General features: G+C 68.1%; 15 protein-coding genes and 1 pseudogene. 9 read left to right on the forward strand and 7 right to left on the reverse strand.

All coding sequences use genetic code 11. The annotated features are described in order from the left end of the window. Positions 1-72: 72 nt before the first annotated feature. The 3 genes from FHR77_RS13765 to rbsD are packed head-to-tail and all read left to right on the forward strand — an operon-like array spanning position 73 to position 2,809. Positions 73-1,008, forward strand: coding sequence for a substrate-binding domain-containing protein (locus FHR77_RS13765; protein ID WP_167260988.1), 936 nt, complete (start codon positions 73-75; stop codon positions 1,006-1,008). After that, positions 1,008-2,378, forward strand: a complete 1,371-nt coding sequence (locus FHR77_RS13770; protein WP_208380829.1) for a PfkB family carbohydrate kinase — start codon at positions 1,008-1,010, stop codon at positions 2,376-2,378. Before FHR77_RS13765 ends, FHR77_RS13770 begins: the two co-directional genes overlap by 1 nt. Beyond that, complete coding sequence (gene rbsD, locus FHR77_RS13775; RefSeq protein WP_167260990.1) at positions 2,375-2,809, forward strand: D-ribose pyranase; 435 nt, start codon at positions 2,375-2,377, stop codon at positions 2,807-2,809. The genes FHR77_RS13770 and rbsD overlap by 4 nt, the downstream gene beginning before the upstream one ends. A gap of 104 nt (positions 2,810-2,913) precedes the next feature. Here the strand turns inward: rbsD and FHR77_RS13780 are convergent, their stop codons facing one another. Further along, positions 2,914-3,435 carry a hypothetical protein gene (locus FHR77_RS13780; protein ID WP_167260992.1) on the reverse strand — a complete coding sequence of 174 codons (522 nt, stop codon included), beginning with the start codon at positions 3,433-3,435 and terminating at the stop codon, positions 2,914-2,916. A gap of 657 nt (positions 3,436-4,092) precedes the next feature. Here FHR77_RS13780 and dnaB point away from each other — a divergent pair. Next, positions 4,093-5,484 (forward strand): replicative DNA helicase, encoded by a 1,392-nt coding sequence (gene dnaB / locus FHR77_RS13785; protein ID WP_167260994.1) that lies wholly within the window; start codon positions 4,093-4,095, stop codon positions 5,482-5,484. Between the two features lie 343 nt (positions 5,485-5,827). On the opposite strand, the gene FHR77_RS16770 is transcribed toward dnaB, so the two are convergent. Then, entirely contained in the window at positions 5,828-6,031 is a 204-nt protein-coding gene (locus tag FHR77_RS16770; protein ID WP_167261448.1) for a restriction endonuclease, read from the reverse strand. 188 nt (positions 6,032-6,219) lie between these two features. Between FHR77_RS16770 and FHR77_RS13795 the strand changes: the two genes are divergently transcribed. From FHR77_RS13795 to FHR77_RS13810, 4 genes and pseudogenes are all read left to right on the forward strand, one after another. Further along, positions 6,220-6,780 carry a hypothetical protein gene (locus tag FHR77_RS13795; RefSeq protein WP_167260996.1) on the forward strand — a complete coding sequence of 187 codons (561 nt, stop codon included), beginning with the start codon at positions 6,220-6,222 and terminating at the stop codon, positions 6,778-6,780. Between the two features lie 1,330 nt (positions 6,781-8,110). Next, positions 8,111-8,902, forward strand: a complete 792-nt coding sequence (locus FHR77_RS13800; protein ID WP_167260998.1) for a hypothetical protein — start codon at positions 8,111-8,113, stop codon at positions 8,900-8,902. A gap of 382 nt (positions 8,903-9,284) precedes the next feature. Further along, positions 9,285-9,614, forward strand: a pseudogene (locus FHR77_RS13805) (hypothetical protein); the annotation flags it as partial. Positions 9,615-9,653: 39 nt separating this feature from the next. Further along, positions 9,654-10,049, forward strand: coding sequence for a DUF6228 family protein (locus FHR77_RS13810; protein WP_167261000.1), 396 nt, complete (start codon positions 9,654-9,656; stop codon positions 10,047-10,049). 50 nt (positions 10,050-10,099) lie between these two features. Here the strand turns inward: FHR77_RS13810 and FHR77_RS13815 are convergent, their stop codons facing one another. From FHR77_RS13815 to FHR77_RS13835, 5 genes are all read right to left on the reverse strand, one after another. Then, complete coding sequence (locus tag FHR77_RS13815; RefSeq protein WP_167261002.1) at positions 10,100-10,531, reverse strand: hypothetical protein; 432 nt, start codon at positions 10,529-10,531, stop codon at positions 10,100-10,102. Between the two features lie 82 nt (positions 10,532-10,613). Beyond that, positions 10,614-11,585, reverse strand: coding sequence for a CU044_5270 family protein (locus FHR77_RS13820; RefSeq protein ID WP_167261004.1), 972 nt, complete (start codon positions 11,583-11,585; stop codon positions 10,614-10,616). Further along, the gene (locus FHR77_RS13825; RefSeq protein ID WP_167261006.1) at positions 11,582-12,151 is read right to left on the reverse strand and encodes an RNA polymerase sigma factor; all 570 of its coding nucleotides are present in this window, start codon (positions 12,149-12,151) and stop codon (positions 11,582-11,584) included. Before FHR77_RS13825 ends, FHR77_RS13820 begins: the two co-directional genes overlap by 4 nt. 99 nt (positions 12,152-12,250) lie before the next feature. Further along, a complete protein-coding gene (locus FHR77_RS13830; protein WP_341777386.1) occupies positions 12,251-13,381 on the reverse strand; it encodes an SNIPE associated domain-containing protein in 1,131 nt (376 codons plus the stop codon). A gap of 347 nt (positions 13,382-13,728) precedes the next feature. Next, positions 13,729-14,976: a hypothetical protein gene (locus FHR77_RS13835; protein ID WP_208380833.1), complete on the reverse strand. Its 1,248-nt coding sequence runs from the start codon at positions 14,974-14,976 to the stop codon at positions 13,729-13,731. A 441-nt stretch (positions 14,977-15,417) separates the two neighbouring features. Between FHR77_RS13835 and FHR77_RS13840 the strand changes: the two genes are divergently transcribed. Beyond that, entirely contained in the window at positions 15,418-15,912 is a 495-nt protein-coding gene (locus FHR77_RS13840) for a hypothetical protein (protein WP_167261010.1), read from the forward strand. The last annotated feature ends 36 nt before the right edge of the window (positions 15,913-15,948 follow it).

The raw sequence follows: 15,948 nt of genomic DNA on the forward strand, positions 1-15,948 counted from the left end.
CGGCACCGCGCCTCCCACGCTCCCCTTCCTCTTCTCCCCCACCCCCCACCCGCACCCCACGAAGGACCCACGATGAAGTCGACCTCGTTCCGCAAGACCGCCACGATCGCGGCGATCGCCGCCCTGATCACGACCGGCGCCGCCGGCTGCAACCGCACCCCCGCCGGTGAGGCCGACAAGCCCACCGTCGTGCTCTCGCTCAGCACCCTCAACAACCCGTTCTTCGTCGAGCTGCGCGACGGCGCCGTCGCCGAGGCGAAGAAGCAGGGCGTCGACCTCGAGGTGGTCGACGCGCAGAACGACTCCGCCACGCAGGCGAACCAGCTCGCGACGGCCGCCTCGAGCGCCGACGCGGTCATCCTCAACGCGGTCGACAGCGACGCCGCCGGCCCCGCCGCGAAGCAGCTCAACGACTCGTCGGTGCCGATCGTCGCCGTCGACCGGGCCGTCAACGGCGCCGACGTCGCCTCGTTCGTCGCGAGCGACAACGTGGCCGGCGGCAAGCAGGCCGCCGACGCCCTCGCCGCCGCCATCGGCGAGCAGGGCGAGGTCATCGTGCTGCAGGGCGTCGCGGGCACCTCGGCCAGCCGTGACCGCGGCCAGGGCTTCGCCGACGGCATCGCCGCCTACCCGGGCATCACGGTGGTCGGCCAGCAGACGGCGAACTTCGACCGCGCCACCGCGCTCGACGTGACCACCAACCTGCTGCAGGCGCACCCCGACGCGGTCGGCGTCTTCGCCGAGAACGACGAGATGGGCCTCGGAGCGATCCAGGCGCTCGGCTCGCGCGCCGGCACCGACGTGAAGGTCGCGGCCTTCGACGGCACCGAGGACGGCCTGAAGGCGGTCGAGGCCGGGACGATGTCGAGCACGATCGCCCAGCAGCCCGCCAAGCTAGGTGCACTGGCCGTCGACCAGGCCGTCAAGGCGATCGACGACGACGGGGCGGCCGACGAGGCCGTCGACGTCATCACGGTGACGAAGGAGAACGTGGGTGACTTCAGCTGATGAGCAGTGCGGATGAGGCGGGTGCGGGTGCGGCGGCTGCCGGGCAGGTCGGTGCGGGCGGCGACGCCGGCGCGGCCGGCGCGGCCGGTGCCGGGCAGGTCGGGACCGAGGGAGGCGCGGGGTACGGCCTCGAGGCCGGGATCGTCGGTGACGTGACCGGCTCGGGGGAGCCGCGCCGCGCCTCCGGCGGGCCTGCGGCGGGTGGGGAGGCCGGGGCCGACGCCCAGGACTCCCCCGCCGACGGCGCCCGCCCGGGCACTCCTGCTGCCGGCACCGGCACGGTCGTCGTGGTCGGGTCGATCAACGTCGACCAGGTCGTGACCGTGGCGCGCCTGCCTCGTCCGGGCGAGACGCTCATCGGCACCGGCATGGTGCTGCTGCCCGGCGGCAAGGGCGCGAACCAGGCCGTCGCGGCCGCGCGTCGCGGGGCGACGACCGTCATGGTCGGTGCCGTCGGCGACGACGTGCACGCGGCGGCGGCGACCCCGCTGCTGACCGAGAGCGGCGTCGACACGTCGCGTGTCGAGGTCGTGGCCGGCCCCACCGGGCTGGCCGTGGTCAGCGTCGGCGACGACGCCGAGAACACGATCGTCGTCGTGCCGGGCGCCAACGCGTCGATCGGGCACGACGCCGTGGAGCGTCACGCCGACGTGCTGCGCTCGGCGGCGGTGGTCGTGCTGCAGGGCGAGATCCCGGCCGACGGCATCGAGCACGCGGCGCGGCTCGCGACCGGGCGGGTGCTGCTGAACCTGGCGCCCGTCGTCGCGGTCGACGCCGAGGTCGTGCGGCTGGCCGACCCGCTGGTGCTCAACGAGCACGAGGGGCGCCTGCTGCTCGCGGCGCTCGAGGGCTCGGCGTCGGTCGCCGACGCCGCTGAACTCGGTGAGGACGCCGTCTCGTCGGTCTCGCTCTTCTCCGACTCGCCCGAGGGCGGACCCACCGACGGCTCGGACAGCCTGGGGGAGGCGCGCGACGCGGACGCCGCGGTCGTCACCGCCCTGCGCCAGCACGGGGTGCCCTCGGTGGTGCTCACGCGCGGGAGTGCGGGTGCGATCGTGTCCGACTCCTCCGGACTGCACCACGTCGCGTCGCCGCGCGTGGCGGCGGTCGACTCGTCGGGGGCCGGCGACGCGTTCGTCGGCGCCCTGGCGGCGCGGCTCGCGGCGGGGGCGACCCTGCTCGAGGCGGCGCACGAGGCCGTGCGGGTGGGGGCGTACTCGGTGACGGGTGCGGGGACTCAGCCGTCGTACCCGGGGCTGGGGGACGAGCTGCCGTCTGTGGGCTCCGACCTGGACGGTGACGTGGCTGCTCCTGGGGACGGTGGGGGCGCCTCCTCGGGGGCCGGCTCTGCTGCTGAGGGCCGCGCGTGAAGCGCGGCGGACTGCTCAACGCGCAGCTGAACGAGGCGATCAGCCGGCTCGGGCACGGCGACCTCGTCGTCGTGGCCGACTGCGGGCTGCCGCAGCCGGTCGGGGTGCCGGTCGTCGACCTCGCGGTCGTGCACGGGCTGCCGAGCTTCGCCGGGGTGCTGGACGCGCTGCTGGGCGACCTGGTCGTCGAGGGCGTGACGGCGGCGGCGGAGAGCCGCGGGGCTGCTGCTGGTGAGGTGATCGAGGCGCGGTTCGGTGCGGGCGGCGGCGGCGGCGACGGCGGCGGCGGCGGGCTCGGGCTCGGGCTCGAGGTGGCGCACGTGTCGCACGAGGAGCTCAAGCGGCTCAGCGGCACCGCGCGGCTGTTCGTGCGCACCGGCGAGGCGACCCCGTTCGCGAACGTGGTGCTGCGCTGCGGGGTGCCGTTCTAGCTCGCCTGCTGCGCCCTGCCGAACCCCGTTCCGTTCATCGCACCCCGCTACGTCGGGGTGTGTTGATCGGAACGGGGTTCTTCAGCGTCCGGGGAGACCGGGCGTCAGAACACGGCCCACGACGAGGCCCGGTCGCCGTCGAGCTCGGCGAGGGCCCGGCGGCGGTCGCGGGCGGCGGCCGAGCGCTCGGCGAGGAGCGGCCCGAGCGCGCCGAACACGACGCCCGGCAGCACCCAGCCGGGCCACGGCAGCAGGAACCCGCCCACGAGCACCATGGCCGTCGTCGACAGAGCCGCCGAGATCGAGCCCAGCACCAGGACGCGGAGGCGCGGTGAGGCCCCCGCGAGGACGGGCCGGAAGAGCGACACCAGCGCCCCGAGCAGCGCCCCGGCGACGAGGCCGACCGGGACGGTGAAGCAGGCGAAGATCAGCCACGCGATGACGAGGCCGGGCGCGGCAGCCCACGAGCTGCTCAGGAGGTCGCCGTCGGTGGTGAGCGTGAGGGCGGAGGCGGTCACGGGGGAGACGAGCCCGGCGACGGCGCCGACGAGCAGGCCGGTGAGGGCGTAGGGGCCGGTGCGGGTCGAGGCGTCGCGCAGTGCGGGGGCGGAGGGGCCGTCGGTCATGCCCGTCCCCCTGTCGTCCGGTGGCCGGGCGTGGTCGCCCGTGCTGACTCCATCCAGGCCCACGCGCGCCCCGCGCGCAACCCCGCGAACCACCGACTGATCAACGAACCACGTTCTGACGTGGTTCGTTGATCAGTCGGTGGTTCGGGCGCGCCGGCGGGCTGTGCGGGCGGCGGGCCCGGGGGAGTCGCGGGTCGGCTCGGGCACCCGCCACCCCCGAACGAGCGGGTTGCCGGAAGCTGAACACGAGCCGTGCCCGTACAGGTCCGCGAGCCTCCGTGTCAAATCTCTCGTCCACAGGCAGTTGTCAAATCGGGAGTCTCAACTCCTGGTTCAGACTATTTTCTGCACACAGGGTGGGGAAACGGAAACCCCAGGTCAAAGCCGGTAGACCGAGCGGAATCCCCATTTTCTCCACAGGTCGATCCACAGTTGTCCCCAACCGCCTCCGGCGTTTCTCACCGGTTCTCCCCAGAGTTATCCACAGGGCTGTTTGCTGTGGAGAACTAGGTGTCCATAAGGTGTACCAGCGCTCGTCAGGGTGGGTCGCGACGGTCTGGTCAGGGGTTGTCGGGGGTCTGCCGTAGAACGGTCTCGAGCGCCTCCCGTGCTGCCCGGCACGGCCCCGAACACCGTCTCTTCTCCTCCGGAGGTCCCATGTCGATCGCCCACCTCGGTCTCGCCAACGACACCAGCGACCGTGACCGGAAGGGCGGCGGCGACCGCGGCAACATGATGGACCGCGTGCCTCCGCACGACCTCCTCGCCGAGCAGAGCACCATCGGCGGCATGCTGCTCAGCAAGGACGCCGTGGCCGACGTCATCGAGACGGTGCGCGGCATGGACTTCTACGTGCCGAAGCACGAGGTCATCTACGACGCCATCCTCGGTCTGTACTCGCACGGCGAGCCCACCGACGTCATCACGGTCAGCGACGAGCTGATGAAGTCGGGCGACCTGTCGAGGGCCGGAGGCGCGGAGTACCTCCACACGCTGACCGGCGTCGTGCCCACGGCCGCGAACGCCGGCTACTACGCCTCGATCGTGGCGGAGAAGGCCGTGCTGCGCCGCCTCGTAGAGGCCGGTACGCGCATCGTGCAGATGGGCTACGCGAGCGAGGGCGAGGTCGTCGACCTGGTCAACAACGCGCAGGCCGAGGTCTACAACGTGGCCGGGGGAGTCCAGACCGAGGACTACGTGCCGCTGAACGAGGCCGTGACGGTCGCGATCGACGAGATCGAGGCGGCCAAGGGCCGTGACGGTCAGATGACCGGCGTTCCGACCGGCTTCGCGCAGCTCGACGCGCTGACGAACGGGTTCCACCCCGGGCAGCTGATCATCGTGGCCGCGCGACCGGCCCTGGGTAAGTCGACGCTGGCGCTCGACCTGGCGCGGGCGGCGTCGATCAAGCACGGGCAGGCGTCGGTGTTCTTCTCGCTCGAGATGGGGCGCAGCGAGATCGCGATGCGTCTGATGTCGGCGGAGTCGAGCGTGCCGCTGCAGAACATGCGCAAGGGAACGGTGGATGCGCGTGACTGGACGAACATCGCCCAGGTGAGAGGTCGGATCAACGACGCCCCGCTCTTCATCGACGACTCACCGAACATGACGCTGGTCGAGATCCGGGCGAAGTGCCGTCGTCTGAAGCAGCAGCACAACCTGAAGCTGGTCGTGATCGACTACCTGCAGCTGATGACGTCGGGCAAGCGGGTGGAGAGCCGTCAGCAGGAGGTCTCGGAGTTCTCGCGAGCCCTGAAGCTGATGGCGAAGGAGCTGCAGGTGCCGGTGATCGCGCTGTCGCAGCTGAACCGTGGCCCTGAGCAGCGTGCCGACAAGAAGCCCGCGATCAGCGACCTGCGTGAGTCGGGGTCGCTCGAGCAGGACGCCGACATGGTCATCCTGCTGCACCGCGAGTCGGCCTACGAGAAGGACAACCCCCGCCAGGGCGAGGCCGACTTCATCGTCGCCAAGCACCGCAACGGGCCGACGGACACGATCACGGTGGCGTTCCACGGGATGTTCTCGCGGTTCGTGGACATGCCTAGCTAGCCGAACGTTGTCGACGGCGCGTGCAGATTGGCTCCCCTAAACAAGCTGTCCGCTTTGTGCAGTCAGGCAGACTACGTGGCGCTCGCTCACACAATAAAAGGGCTTGCGCTTCTTAGCGTTAGCGAGTCTCGGCCCCAGACGAAGTCTTTCCACTCGTGCTATTGGCGTGGTTTGGGGATCCGGGAGCGCAACGTGCAAGGCTAAGCGGGCGCGGACGCGCATTGACCTTGGGGAGCTATGTTGTCAATTGGTCTTCAATTCGCGACTTGCCGTCGCTATCGTCGATGGGACCTACTGTCGCCGCCTATCTCATGAATCGCATCAGCCAACTTAATGAGGTCGGTCAAATGGCTCGCAGCCACGGTAAGGGCGTCTCGCCGTAGAACTTGCACCGGATTGAGACGTACTCGCCGATCACCCTGGTGCGCGCGACGAGGTCGATCCCTGTGTCAGTGCGGGCATCCGGGCGCGGGTACTCCATCCACAGCCATACCTTGTCGTAGAGGTCGGTGTGCTGGGGCTCCGTTCGCAGGCAGGCCTGCGGCAGGCGCTTGAGGGAATGTCCGTTGTCGTGCTCGTCCTAGGACTGCGATCGCAGCTCAGCAAGGATGTCGTGGATGCTGGTCGTTTAGAGTGCTTCCCATGATGGTCACTTACTGGCTCTAGCCAAGAGGCGCTGTGGGATCTTACTCGCGGCACACGGCTGGGCCTTGTAACTCGGCTAGATTCAGGGGGGTGGATGTACGGGGACTTATAGCCGACGACTGGAATTGGTTCTGGGGCACATGGTGGCCGACGATCGATTGGGGAAACGCGCCGGCGTGGGTCGGGGCGTTTCTGACCTCGGGGTCTCTTTTCTTGGCCGTACTGATTCTCCGCGGGGACCGCAAAAAGGACAGGCGTTCCGACGCCGATGCATTCTTTACTTACCCGGTTGGATCTAGCACGCTCAAAAACGGTGTCAAGGTTCATTCCACCGTCGAGGTACACCATTACAACGCCGGAGATCGACCAATTATCGGTGCAAGCGTCTGGCAGCTGACGAGCAAGCGTCCTACGAAAAAGGCGTCGCTCGTTTTTAATCCGCGAGGCTTTGAGGAGATGATTTACCCCGGTGACAAAGGGGAGACGAGCCTTAATTTTAGGCGTCCAGAACCGCCTGAGGCTGATCTAATTCTTGTATTCAAGGATGGCCGGGGAGTCGAATGGGTGCGTCATCTTTATACGAACAAATACCTTGGTGAATGGTACTTCCGTCTGCACTATCCGTTCAAGAAGATGCACTGGGAGCTATGACGCTGGTTCTGCCGCGACTGCGGGTCTTCCGATTATTGTGATCCCCTTGGTTGTCCTGGCGAATCGGAACTCGTCAACGGAAAAGTGAACCTCGACGGCATGTCTTACGACTTGTTTTACGCGCTGTCGAGCTGTCAATTCATTCTTTGTAGCGGGTGAAAGATCCATATCCCCAGGGGTTGTCCAAACCCACCAATTTTCGCGGTGTGGAATCCGGTCGAGGCTGTCGCCTAGTGGCTTTCCCTCATAAAATACTTGAGCGTCCAGCGCGGCCGCAGTTGTGGAGGTAGTCATTGTGACTAGCCAAGTATTATAGTATCCTGATCTATCAACGGAGCCGAGGCGTACGCGGAATTTTACATCGTAGGCACTGAGGAGTGCGGCGCTTTCTCTGCGCTGCGCTTCGTACAGTTTCGTTCTAGCGACCTGCTCTCGTAGAACTCTCTCTTGTCTTAGTCGTACCTTGCGAGCAAAGAGGCCACCTACTATCGCAATAGCAATGGTTGCGATTGCCCCGAGCCAGGTGCCGAGAGTGTCAACGGAAATTTTCGAGCTTGGGTCCCATTTGCCTGGTAGGTCGAGCCGATCCGCGACATTTGTTGTGAACACGACCCCCGCCCCGATGGCCGCACCGCCACATCCCCAGGCAATACGAGGCCACCAACTACGCCACTTTATGACAGACATGAGCTGAGTTTGACAGATGTCGTGGCGTCCACGTCCGCGCTTGCCCTCGCAAGCCGTGCGGGGGACTCGGAAACTCGTCGCCCTGTGCCCCTCTGGGTCTGAAGCTGAGACGAGATGCTGGCGAACGCGAATCTGGGCCCTAGACTCCAGATCGTCTAATGCTGCCGTCGACATGTGTCGCCTGCTGATTAATTTGTCGAATTGCCGCCTATATTTTCACTTCGACGAATAATGACAATTCGACGTGAAAATGACCATGGGTAATTAGGCTAGGGGATTAATAACACGTTCCCGTGCGCTTAAGTTGACGATGGCTAGCTGCCCGTGAGAATTGCGACGGTCACGTTCGGCGGAATATGTGGGGGCTTCTCCCCCCAAACCACTTCCCAGCGCGTTTCGACGGAGGTCGGCCCACCCATAAAGCCCCCAGGGACCCCGCAGCAGCGCGCCGACTCGTGAAGTGGCAGAGAGCCAACATTGGCATGGACGACGAATCATCGCGGGAACTAGACCCGTAGTCTGCGTAATCGCCACGGCTAAACGTCGCAGAGGCTCAGAGATGCGGGCCGCCTTACGGTGCCAGCTAGGAGCGCGGGCCACTCAATGCTCAGCGGTGTCTGAGCCGTGAGGTAATGTCACTCACGTGGACGTCTTCCTTGGTAACCCAGCTGGTCGCCTGTACCGCTTTCTCGAATTTTGTAGGCAGCAGGACGCGAATGCGACAGTCTTGGCCGGCTGGTCGCACTATCTGGGTATGCAAGAGGCCCCTGCCGCGGAGGTAGTCGCTGCCATCGCTCCGTTGCTCTCCCTGCCTGACGCCATTGAAGATTTGCTTTACGACCTCCCGGACCATGAGGCGCATAGAGAAGATTTTGGAGAGGCTCTTGCGCAGGCCCGAGGCGCTCTCTCGTGCTGCCTTATTCTCAATGAGCCCATGAGGCAAATGCACGGCATGTACGACAGGGGAACCGTTACAGCGTTGCGAATGTGTAGCCGAACCCTAGAAAGGGACCACTATTCCGCGGTGGCGGCCGACGAACAACTCGACGAAGTGCGCCAGCGCGCGTCTGAACTGATCAACGCGATCAACGGAGCCAGCGGCCTGCCCCAAGCCGTTCGAACCACCCTGCTGGGGTATGCACATGCGGCCCTGCGCGACCTTGACCTATTCAACATCAGGGGCGTCGATGCTCTCGTTGATGACCTAGACCGTTTCCGTGGCCAGGTAAGCCGTGATCCCGGTCTCGTGAGCGCGATCGCCCCCAATAGAAACCTGTGGCAGTCAGTGGTTCGTTTCTCCGAGGCGCTGCTCGTGATAACAAGTCTGGTTCACAGCCCGCTGGCGATTATTGATGACGTACACGACTATCAGGCTGAACTGATTGCTCCCACGATGGTTGTGGCGCCGTCAGAGAGCGCAAAAGGGCAGGAGTAGCGCGCTGCATGCACCGCCGATGTTCCGTCAGGCAAGCCGGATCCGCTTGATCGGGTACACCGCTGTCCCTGATCAGTTCGAAGTCGGTGGGCTAGACGTGGCAGCCAGCTAAGAGGGCGCGGAAAATTACACGCTCTCTCGGCTTGCCATACATTAGCCCCGCGTCGGATGAGGCCGTACTGGGGAGGAATCAACTAACGAGCAGCCGTATGCGGTGACCCTCTCCTCCTCCGTATTTCGGGGGCGGGGTGAGTGGACCAGACGCTGTCCTCAATCTTATGCGGAACGCCTTCACCAATGCCAGATGTGCCGCACTCCCCGGGCGCCCAGCACTTTGAGATTAGCGGGTCCTTGACCTGACCGACGGGCTGGGGCGGATGTCCTCCACAAGTGCACGAGCGCCTCCTCCGTGTTTCAGTCCAGCGCCGAGCTCGTCCGTCGCGGCGGCACGCTCGCCCTCCTCGGGTATCCGGTGACCAGCTCCGAGGTGTCGTACGGCGACTGGCAGAGCCGCGAGCTCACCGTCGTCGGCAGTCTCGCCTACACGCACTCCGACTTTGTCGGCGCCATGCGCGCCCTCGCCGACGGCTCCGTCGACGCTGGCCCGCTGATCAGGGGCACCGTCGGGCTCGCCGAGCTGCTCGCCCTCCTCGAGGAGCTCGACAGCGGGGAGACCCCGCACGCGAAGGTGCTCGTCGCGCCGAACGGGTGACCCCCCCCGAGCAGCGCACATCACTGCCAAGCTGACCCCATGGATCCGGTCGTCATCATGGGGACGCGCCCGGAGGGCGTGACCGTCCTCGACGTCGAGCGCTTACCGCACGAGGACGGCGAGCAGGTGCTGGTCGAGATCAGCCGCGGGGGCCTCACCGCGGCTCGCTGGGTCTTCTTCTTCCACGACGCGCCTGAGGTCGTCCGCTACTTCTCCTCCCTCTCCCGGCACTGGCGCGGGTGGCGTGGCACGAGGGAGTGGAAGAGCCTGGAAGGCGATCTCGAGATCCAGGCGACCCACACCGGGTCTCACGTCGACTTCGTCGTCTCGCTCCGCTCCGAGCCGTCCTGGCGGTCCGAGATCAGCCTCACCGTCGCGGCCGGCACCGACCTCGAGCGGATCGCCGACGTCCTGGCGACGACCCTTCCGACCTGAGGGGACGGCGACGTGACGGGTGTGGGGGAGTGGGCCCGCGACTCCTCGGGTCAGCCCCGGTCGGGAACGCAGGGGGCGTCGTCGCCGAAGGCCTCGGTGACGCGGCGCACGGCCTCGGGGGTGCCCCACTGCTCGACGTGCTCGCAAGCGCGGTCGGCCCGGGAGGCGTACATGCCGAAGACGCCGACGTCGACGTAGGTGTAGTCGTGGACTCCGACGGAGCGGGCGCCGGTGCCGGGCTCGTCGGGCAGGTCGATCACGGCTCCGTCGGGGAAGCGCATCTCGACTCCGTGCGGCGCACAGGTGGGCAGGGCGTCGGTCGAGAGGTCGGCCACGATCACCGGCTCGTCCGTGCTGCACCACGGGATGTCCGTCTCGGCGGCCGTGAGGGTGAGCGGCACGTCGGGGTCGGCCCTCACCGCGAGCACCAGCAGGCCCAGGGCGAGGAGGAGCACCGCCGTGATCCCTGCGAGGAGCTTCATGAGGCGAACCTAGTGCTGGGCCGGGGGCGAGGGAGGCACTGGTCGCCTGACCCGCGCCTCCTGTGCTCTGGGTGATCGCCGGTCAGGGCGCTCGGTCGACGACCGTCCTCGTCACCGAGGTCTGGGCGGTGACGGTGCCGGCCGGCGCGCCGTAGGCCGCCTCGAGCTGCACGACGCGCTCGCCGATCAGCTCGCCGGTGCTCGGGTCGATGACGATGTCCTGGCGCTCGGACCTCGTCGGCTCCTCCCGACCGAGGGCGACCCCCGTCACGCCGTTGATCGTCACGTGCTCGTCGACGATCTCGATGCCGGGCACGAGCGCCGCCGCCCCGTAGAGCGCTGACCGCAGGTCCGCCGGTGCCGTGCCCGTCCGGAGGAGGTCCGTGATCGCGACCCAGGTGGCCTCGTCGCGGCTGTTCGACCCGCCGTCGTAGCTCGCCACCAGGTGGTCGTAGAGCTCCTGCGGGTCGCGCGGCAGGTCGGCCGTCGCCGGGTCCGCGGCGGGCGTGCCGTAGAAGGCGCCGTCGCGCGCTCGCCACGTGCCGTTCGTCTCCGGGCTCTCGACCCGGTTCTCCTCCGCGACCTGTTCCGCGTCGTCGCCGTAGAAGGTCGTGGGCTCGTGGTCTTCTCGGACGAGGGTCCACTCGGCGGCGGGGTCGCCCGGCTCGTACACGGTCGACGTCGACGGCACGAGGTACGTGACCATGTCGCCGGCCCTGTTCTGCCCGACGGTGGCGTAGACGGCCTCGGTCGTCGTGCGGAGGAACTGACCAGGTGCGACCACAGGATCGGAGGCGGTGACCGTCAGTGCCGCCGCCTCCCGCAGCAGGGTGGCGGCCTGTGCCTCGTCGCCGGCGCGGGGGAGGACGATGCTCCCGACGACGACCGCGGCGACGACGGCCGTCACCACCGCGGCGTAGACGGGACTGCGGCGCTGACGCCGTGCTCGCGCCGCACCTCTCTCCGCCTCGAGGGTCGCGACGGGGATGCCGTCCAGGACGCTGCGGCGCATGGTGGTGATCTGCTCGTCGGTGGGGCCGAGGGTCGTGGTCATCGGAGTCCTTCGGTGTGCGGTGTCAGGGTGCTTCGGAGTGCCTGGCGGAGGCGGCTGAGACGGTTCCGGACGGCGCCGTGCGTCGCGCCCAGCGACTCGGCAGCCTGCTGGTAGCTCAGCTCCTCGACGACGCAGAGGCGGTAGAGCTCCTGGTCGACGGGGGTGAGCAGCTCGACGGCGTCCTGGATCGACCGGGCCAGCTCACGGTCGATCGCGGAGGCCTCGGGGCCTCGGGCCTGGTCCGACGCGTCGTCGAGCAGGGCCGTGGTCCGTGATCGCTGCCTCGACCTGGCGAGGCTGAGGTTGCGGGTCACGACCAGCAGCCAGGGCAGCATCGACGTGTCGAGGATCTGCAGGTCGTCGCGTTTCTTCCAGGCCAGCGCGAACGCCTCCTGGGTGATGTCCTCCGCATCGGCCGTGTTCCGCACGATGCGGAACGCGTACCGGTAGACCGGGCGGACGTGGTCGTCGTAGATCCGGCCGAACGCCTCGCGATCGCCGCTGCGCGCAGCTGCGAGGCGCGCCCTGTCGGCGCTGGGTGGCGCAGCCCCCTGTGTGTTCCTCATGACTCGTAGTGTCGGCGGGGGCGGGATCGTCTCATGATCGGCTCCGGGCGCACTCGTGGCACTCGTTCGCCCTTGCGTGGAGGTGCCTTCCCGGGCTTCCTAGGCGGTGACCGCTCCGGTCCGGTGAGTCTCGGGCCAGCGCCCGACGGACTGGAAGAACTCGGTCGCGTCGGCGGAGTCCTTGAACTCCAAAAGGTTGCCGACCTTGCTCGCGAGGACGTCCCGTACTTCCCCTGGCGTCGCGAAGAAGAACTCCTTGCGGCTGTTCGCCTGGTTGAGGGCCCGCCCGGCGAAGTGCCGGTGCAGCTCGGTCTCGAGCGTGACGGCGTCCTCGGAGAAGTAGATGGTGTGGATGTCGAAGCGGAACGGGACGGACGCCCCGCCGAGCTCGTGGACACGGTCCGTCGGCTCCAGCCGTCGCGTGAGACCGATCTTCACGACGCCCTCACCGAACGCTCCACGGTTCGAGATGACGTAGACGTAGCCCGCCCGGATGTTGGCGGCGCGGTAGTCGTTGTCGACGATGGCCTGGTCGATCGCCGCGAGCCGCGACTCGAGATCCCCGTCCGGCGTCCCGGTCGCCTGGAGCTGCGCGATCGTCTGCATGAGGAGCGTGCGCTCCTTGTCGAGCTGCGCCCTCTGTTCTTTGAGCTCCTTCTCGACCCGCGCCTCCTCGCGGAGACGGGCGCGCTCCTCGCGCTGCTCCTCCTTCTCCTCCTGCTTCTTCATCAGCCAGTCCGCGGTCAGCTCGATCTCCTCGAGACGCAGCGCGTGGTAGCTGTCGCTGATGAACATCGCCATCATCACGCCGAGCTTGGCGATGGCGTCACGAGATGCCTCGAGGCGCTTCTTGGCGGTGTGCACGTTGCCGAGCTTGAGGGTGCGAATGCTGTTCTCGGCCTCCGCGTTGTAGGCGCGCAGCATGAGCTTGGAGAGGTCGTCGGTCATCTTGCGACCCTTGGCGAGCGAGTTGTCGAACGAGAAGAGGTTGGACTTCTCGATCGCGTGGCCCTCTCGGACCAGTGCGGCGTACCGAGCCTCGACGTCCTTGAGCCTGGGCAGGTAGGCGGCCGCGTCCTCCAGGGGGTGGTGGTAGCGGTAGATGCCGACTTCCTGCAGGACCTGCGCGTCGTTCAGCTCGACTGCGTCGGAGACGACCACCGGAGCCGGAGCAGGAGGAGCGGCAGGTGCCGGAGCGGGCGGAGCCGCCGGTGAGCTAGAGCGCGTCACCTGCTCCATCATCTTCAACTGGCGCCGGAGGACGACGTTCTCGGCCTCGAACTGGTGAGCGCGAGCCTCAGCGTCGGGTCGACCGTCGAGGGAACCGACACCGGACGTGCTAGCGGCATGCTGTTGAGATGCGCCGTGGCCAGACGAGGCGGGCACGGTGGGCGCCGGCGCTCGAGGCGGTGCAGGCGGCACCACGGCCGGCGCCGCACCGCCCTCCTCGATCCACAGCTGCCAGCCACCGGGCACGGGAGGCCAGTCGGCTGGAGGCGTCCATCCGGCCGGGGGCTTCCATCCCGACGGGACAGGAGGCCAGCCGGGCGGAGGGTTGAACCGTCGCTCTCCGATCGTCATGACCGACGGACGCCGGAGCCGTCGACGGCAACCAGCGCAGACGGGTTCTTCGCCACGGCGGCACCGAGGTGCTGCAGCGTGGCCAGCGGCACGACGCCGCTGAGGTCGATCTCCATGAAGCTGTCACGCGGGGCAGCGACGGCGATCAGGGGGATGAACGCCGGGCGACCGGTCGCCGGGTCGTTGGTCTCCGGGCCGATCTCGGCCGAGATGGTCTGGATTATGCCCCGGCGGTCAGCCTCGAAGATCTCGTGGAGCGACCGCAGGGCCACCTGGTGGAGGGCCCCGGCGTAGCGCTCCTTCGCCGCCGTCTGGGTGAGTTGGGTCTCCGTGATCTCGTCGCTCGCCTTGACGTACCGGAAAGCCTTGATGGTGCGCAGGGCCTCGGGCGCCGGCACCGTCACGCGCAGCCGCAGCTCCGCGGTCTCCGGGTCGAACTCGGCCTCGTGCTCGACCGGGAACGAGTCGGGGTAGACGGAGTTGGCGAGCACGATGCCCACGTACTCCTTGACCGCGTCGACGGCGCCGTAGGCGAGGCCGGCGATCAGGTCGTCGATCGAGGAGTTCTGCCCGGACGCCTTGGACTCACGGAAGCGGCACGACGCTTCGTAGCGCTCGCGCTCGACCGCGAGCAGCTGGACTCGACCGGCCTCGAGCTCCGCGTGCTCGCGAGCGGCTTCGGCGTCGCGGCCCGGGATCCAGTCCCGGTACGCCTCCCACTGGCTCCAGGCCTGCGCGAACTCGGCCTGCGCCCTCTGCTGCGCCTCGTCGAACTTCTTCTTCTTGCCGAACATGCCGGTGGGCACAGGAGGCTCGACGTAGACCGGGGCCGGGGGGACCGGCGTCGGCAGCGGTGGGACGAGAGGTGTCTCGAGGTCCCAACGGGGGAAGGGCGGGTGCTCAACTCGGACCTTCAGGCTCTCGAGGTCGACGAAGTCGTCCACCTCGAGGGTGGCGGCGAGGAGCCCGTCGATCTCGGCGTACTCCAGCGCCAGGTCCTCGTTGAGCTCGTCGACCTCTGCCGACCGCAGTTCGACGTAGGCTGCCTTGGCCTCGCGCTCGTACCGCTTGCGCTCCGCCTCACTGGCGCGGTCCGCGGCGGCGTTCGCCCGCTCCTGCGCGGCTCTGGCGCGCTGTGCCTGAGCGCGGGCCTGGGTCTGTGCCCGTGCCGCCGCGTTGGCGCGTGCCTGCGAGAGGCGCTGTTGGTGCTGCATCTCCGCGAGGATCCCGCGTCGTCGTGCCATGCCCTGATCTCCATCGCTCGTGAACGAAGCTCACTGTACTGAACAATTCCGCTCAGTACGGAACGCCTGTTCGGGGGTCGGCGACCGGCCTGCGAGGTCGATGCTGTTCGGCCCGACGGCCGAGATCACCAGGTCGAGGTGGGCCAGGAAGCGGGGCACGCTCCCTCGCTCAGCCCCGCGGGCAACGCATGTTCGCAGGCGAACGACTCGTCGGCCGGAGGCCCCAACGCCCAGTTGCCATTTTGAGGGGTCGAGGGCTCCTCCTGGGCCCTCAAAGTGGCAACTGAGGCTGGCCCGGGGAGGTGACCCGCGCCTCCTCGGGTCTCGGGGGGTGCAGCCGGCAGGCCTTCCGGCCCGATGGCTGCGATGATCGAGGCGGGGGTGCTCGCGCGCGGGCACAGGGGCGACGTCCGTCTCGACCCCGCCGCGCCGAGGAGGACCGTGTCGAAGCCTGGAACGACCCGCGAGCCGCCGAAGCCGTTCACGGCGCAGCAGAAGCGCGACCTCCGGACGTCGCTGATCATCATCGGCGTGGCCGTCGCCGGGTTCGCCGTGCTGATCGTCGGGGCCCTCTTCTGGGACCACGCGGCGTTCCCGCGCGAGCTCGCGGAGTCCACGCCGCACAGCGTGCTCCAGGAGGAGCGCTCGGACCCCGCCACCTGGTCGTACGTCGACGACGACCTCGTGACGCGGCCCCTGGGGGAGTGCGTCCGCATCGACGGCTGGCGGCTGCAGCGCCCCTGGCAGTGCACCTCGGCCGACGGCAGCCACGTCCTCACCTTCCTGTACTCGACGGGGCGCCACGGCAGCGGTCTCCGTGACCAGACCCTCACCGTCCGGGGCGAGGACGTCCCGATCGAGTGCACCCGGGGCGGCGCGTGGCACGCGGCGTACTACTGCGCGCCGGAGTCCGCGCTCCCGGCGGACGCGGAGTAGCAGCGCCGGACCACCGGCCGCGTGTCTCGGGGAGGC

Origin of the sequence: Frigoribacterium endophyticum, assembly GCF_011759585.1 — a bacterium.
Classification (GTDB): Bacteria; Actinomycetota; Actinomycetes; order Actinomycetales; family Microbacteriaceae; genus Frigoribacterium; species Frigoribacterium endophyticum.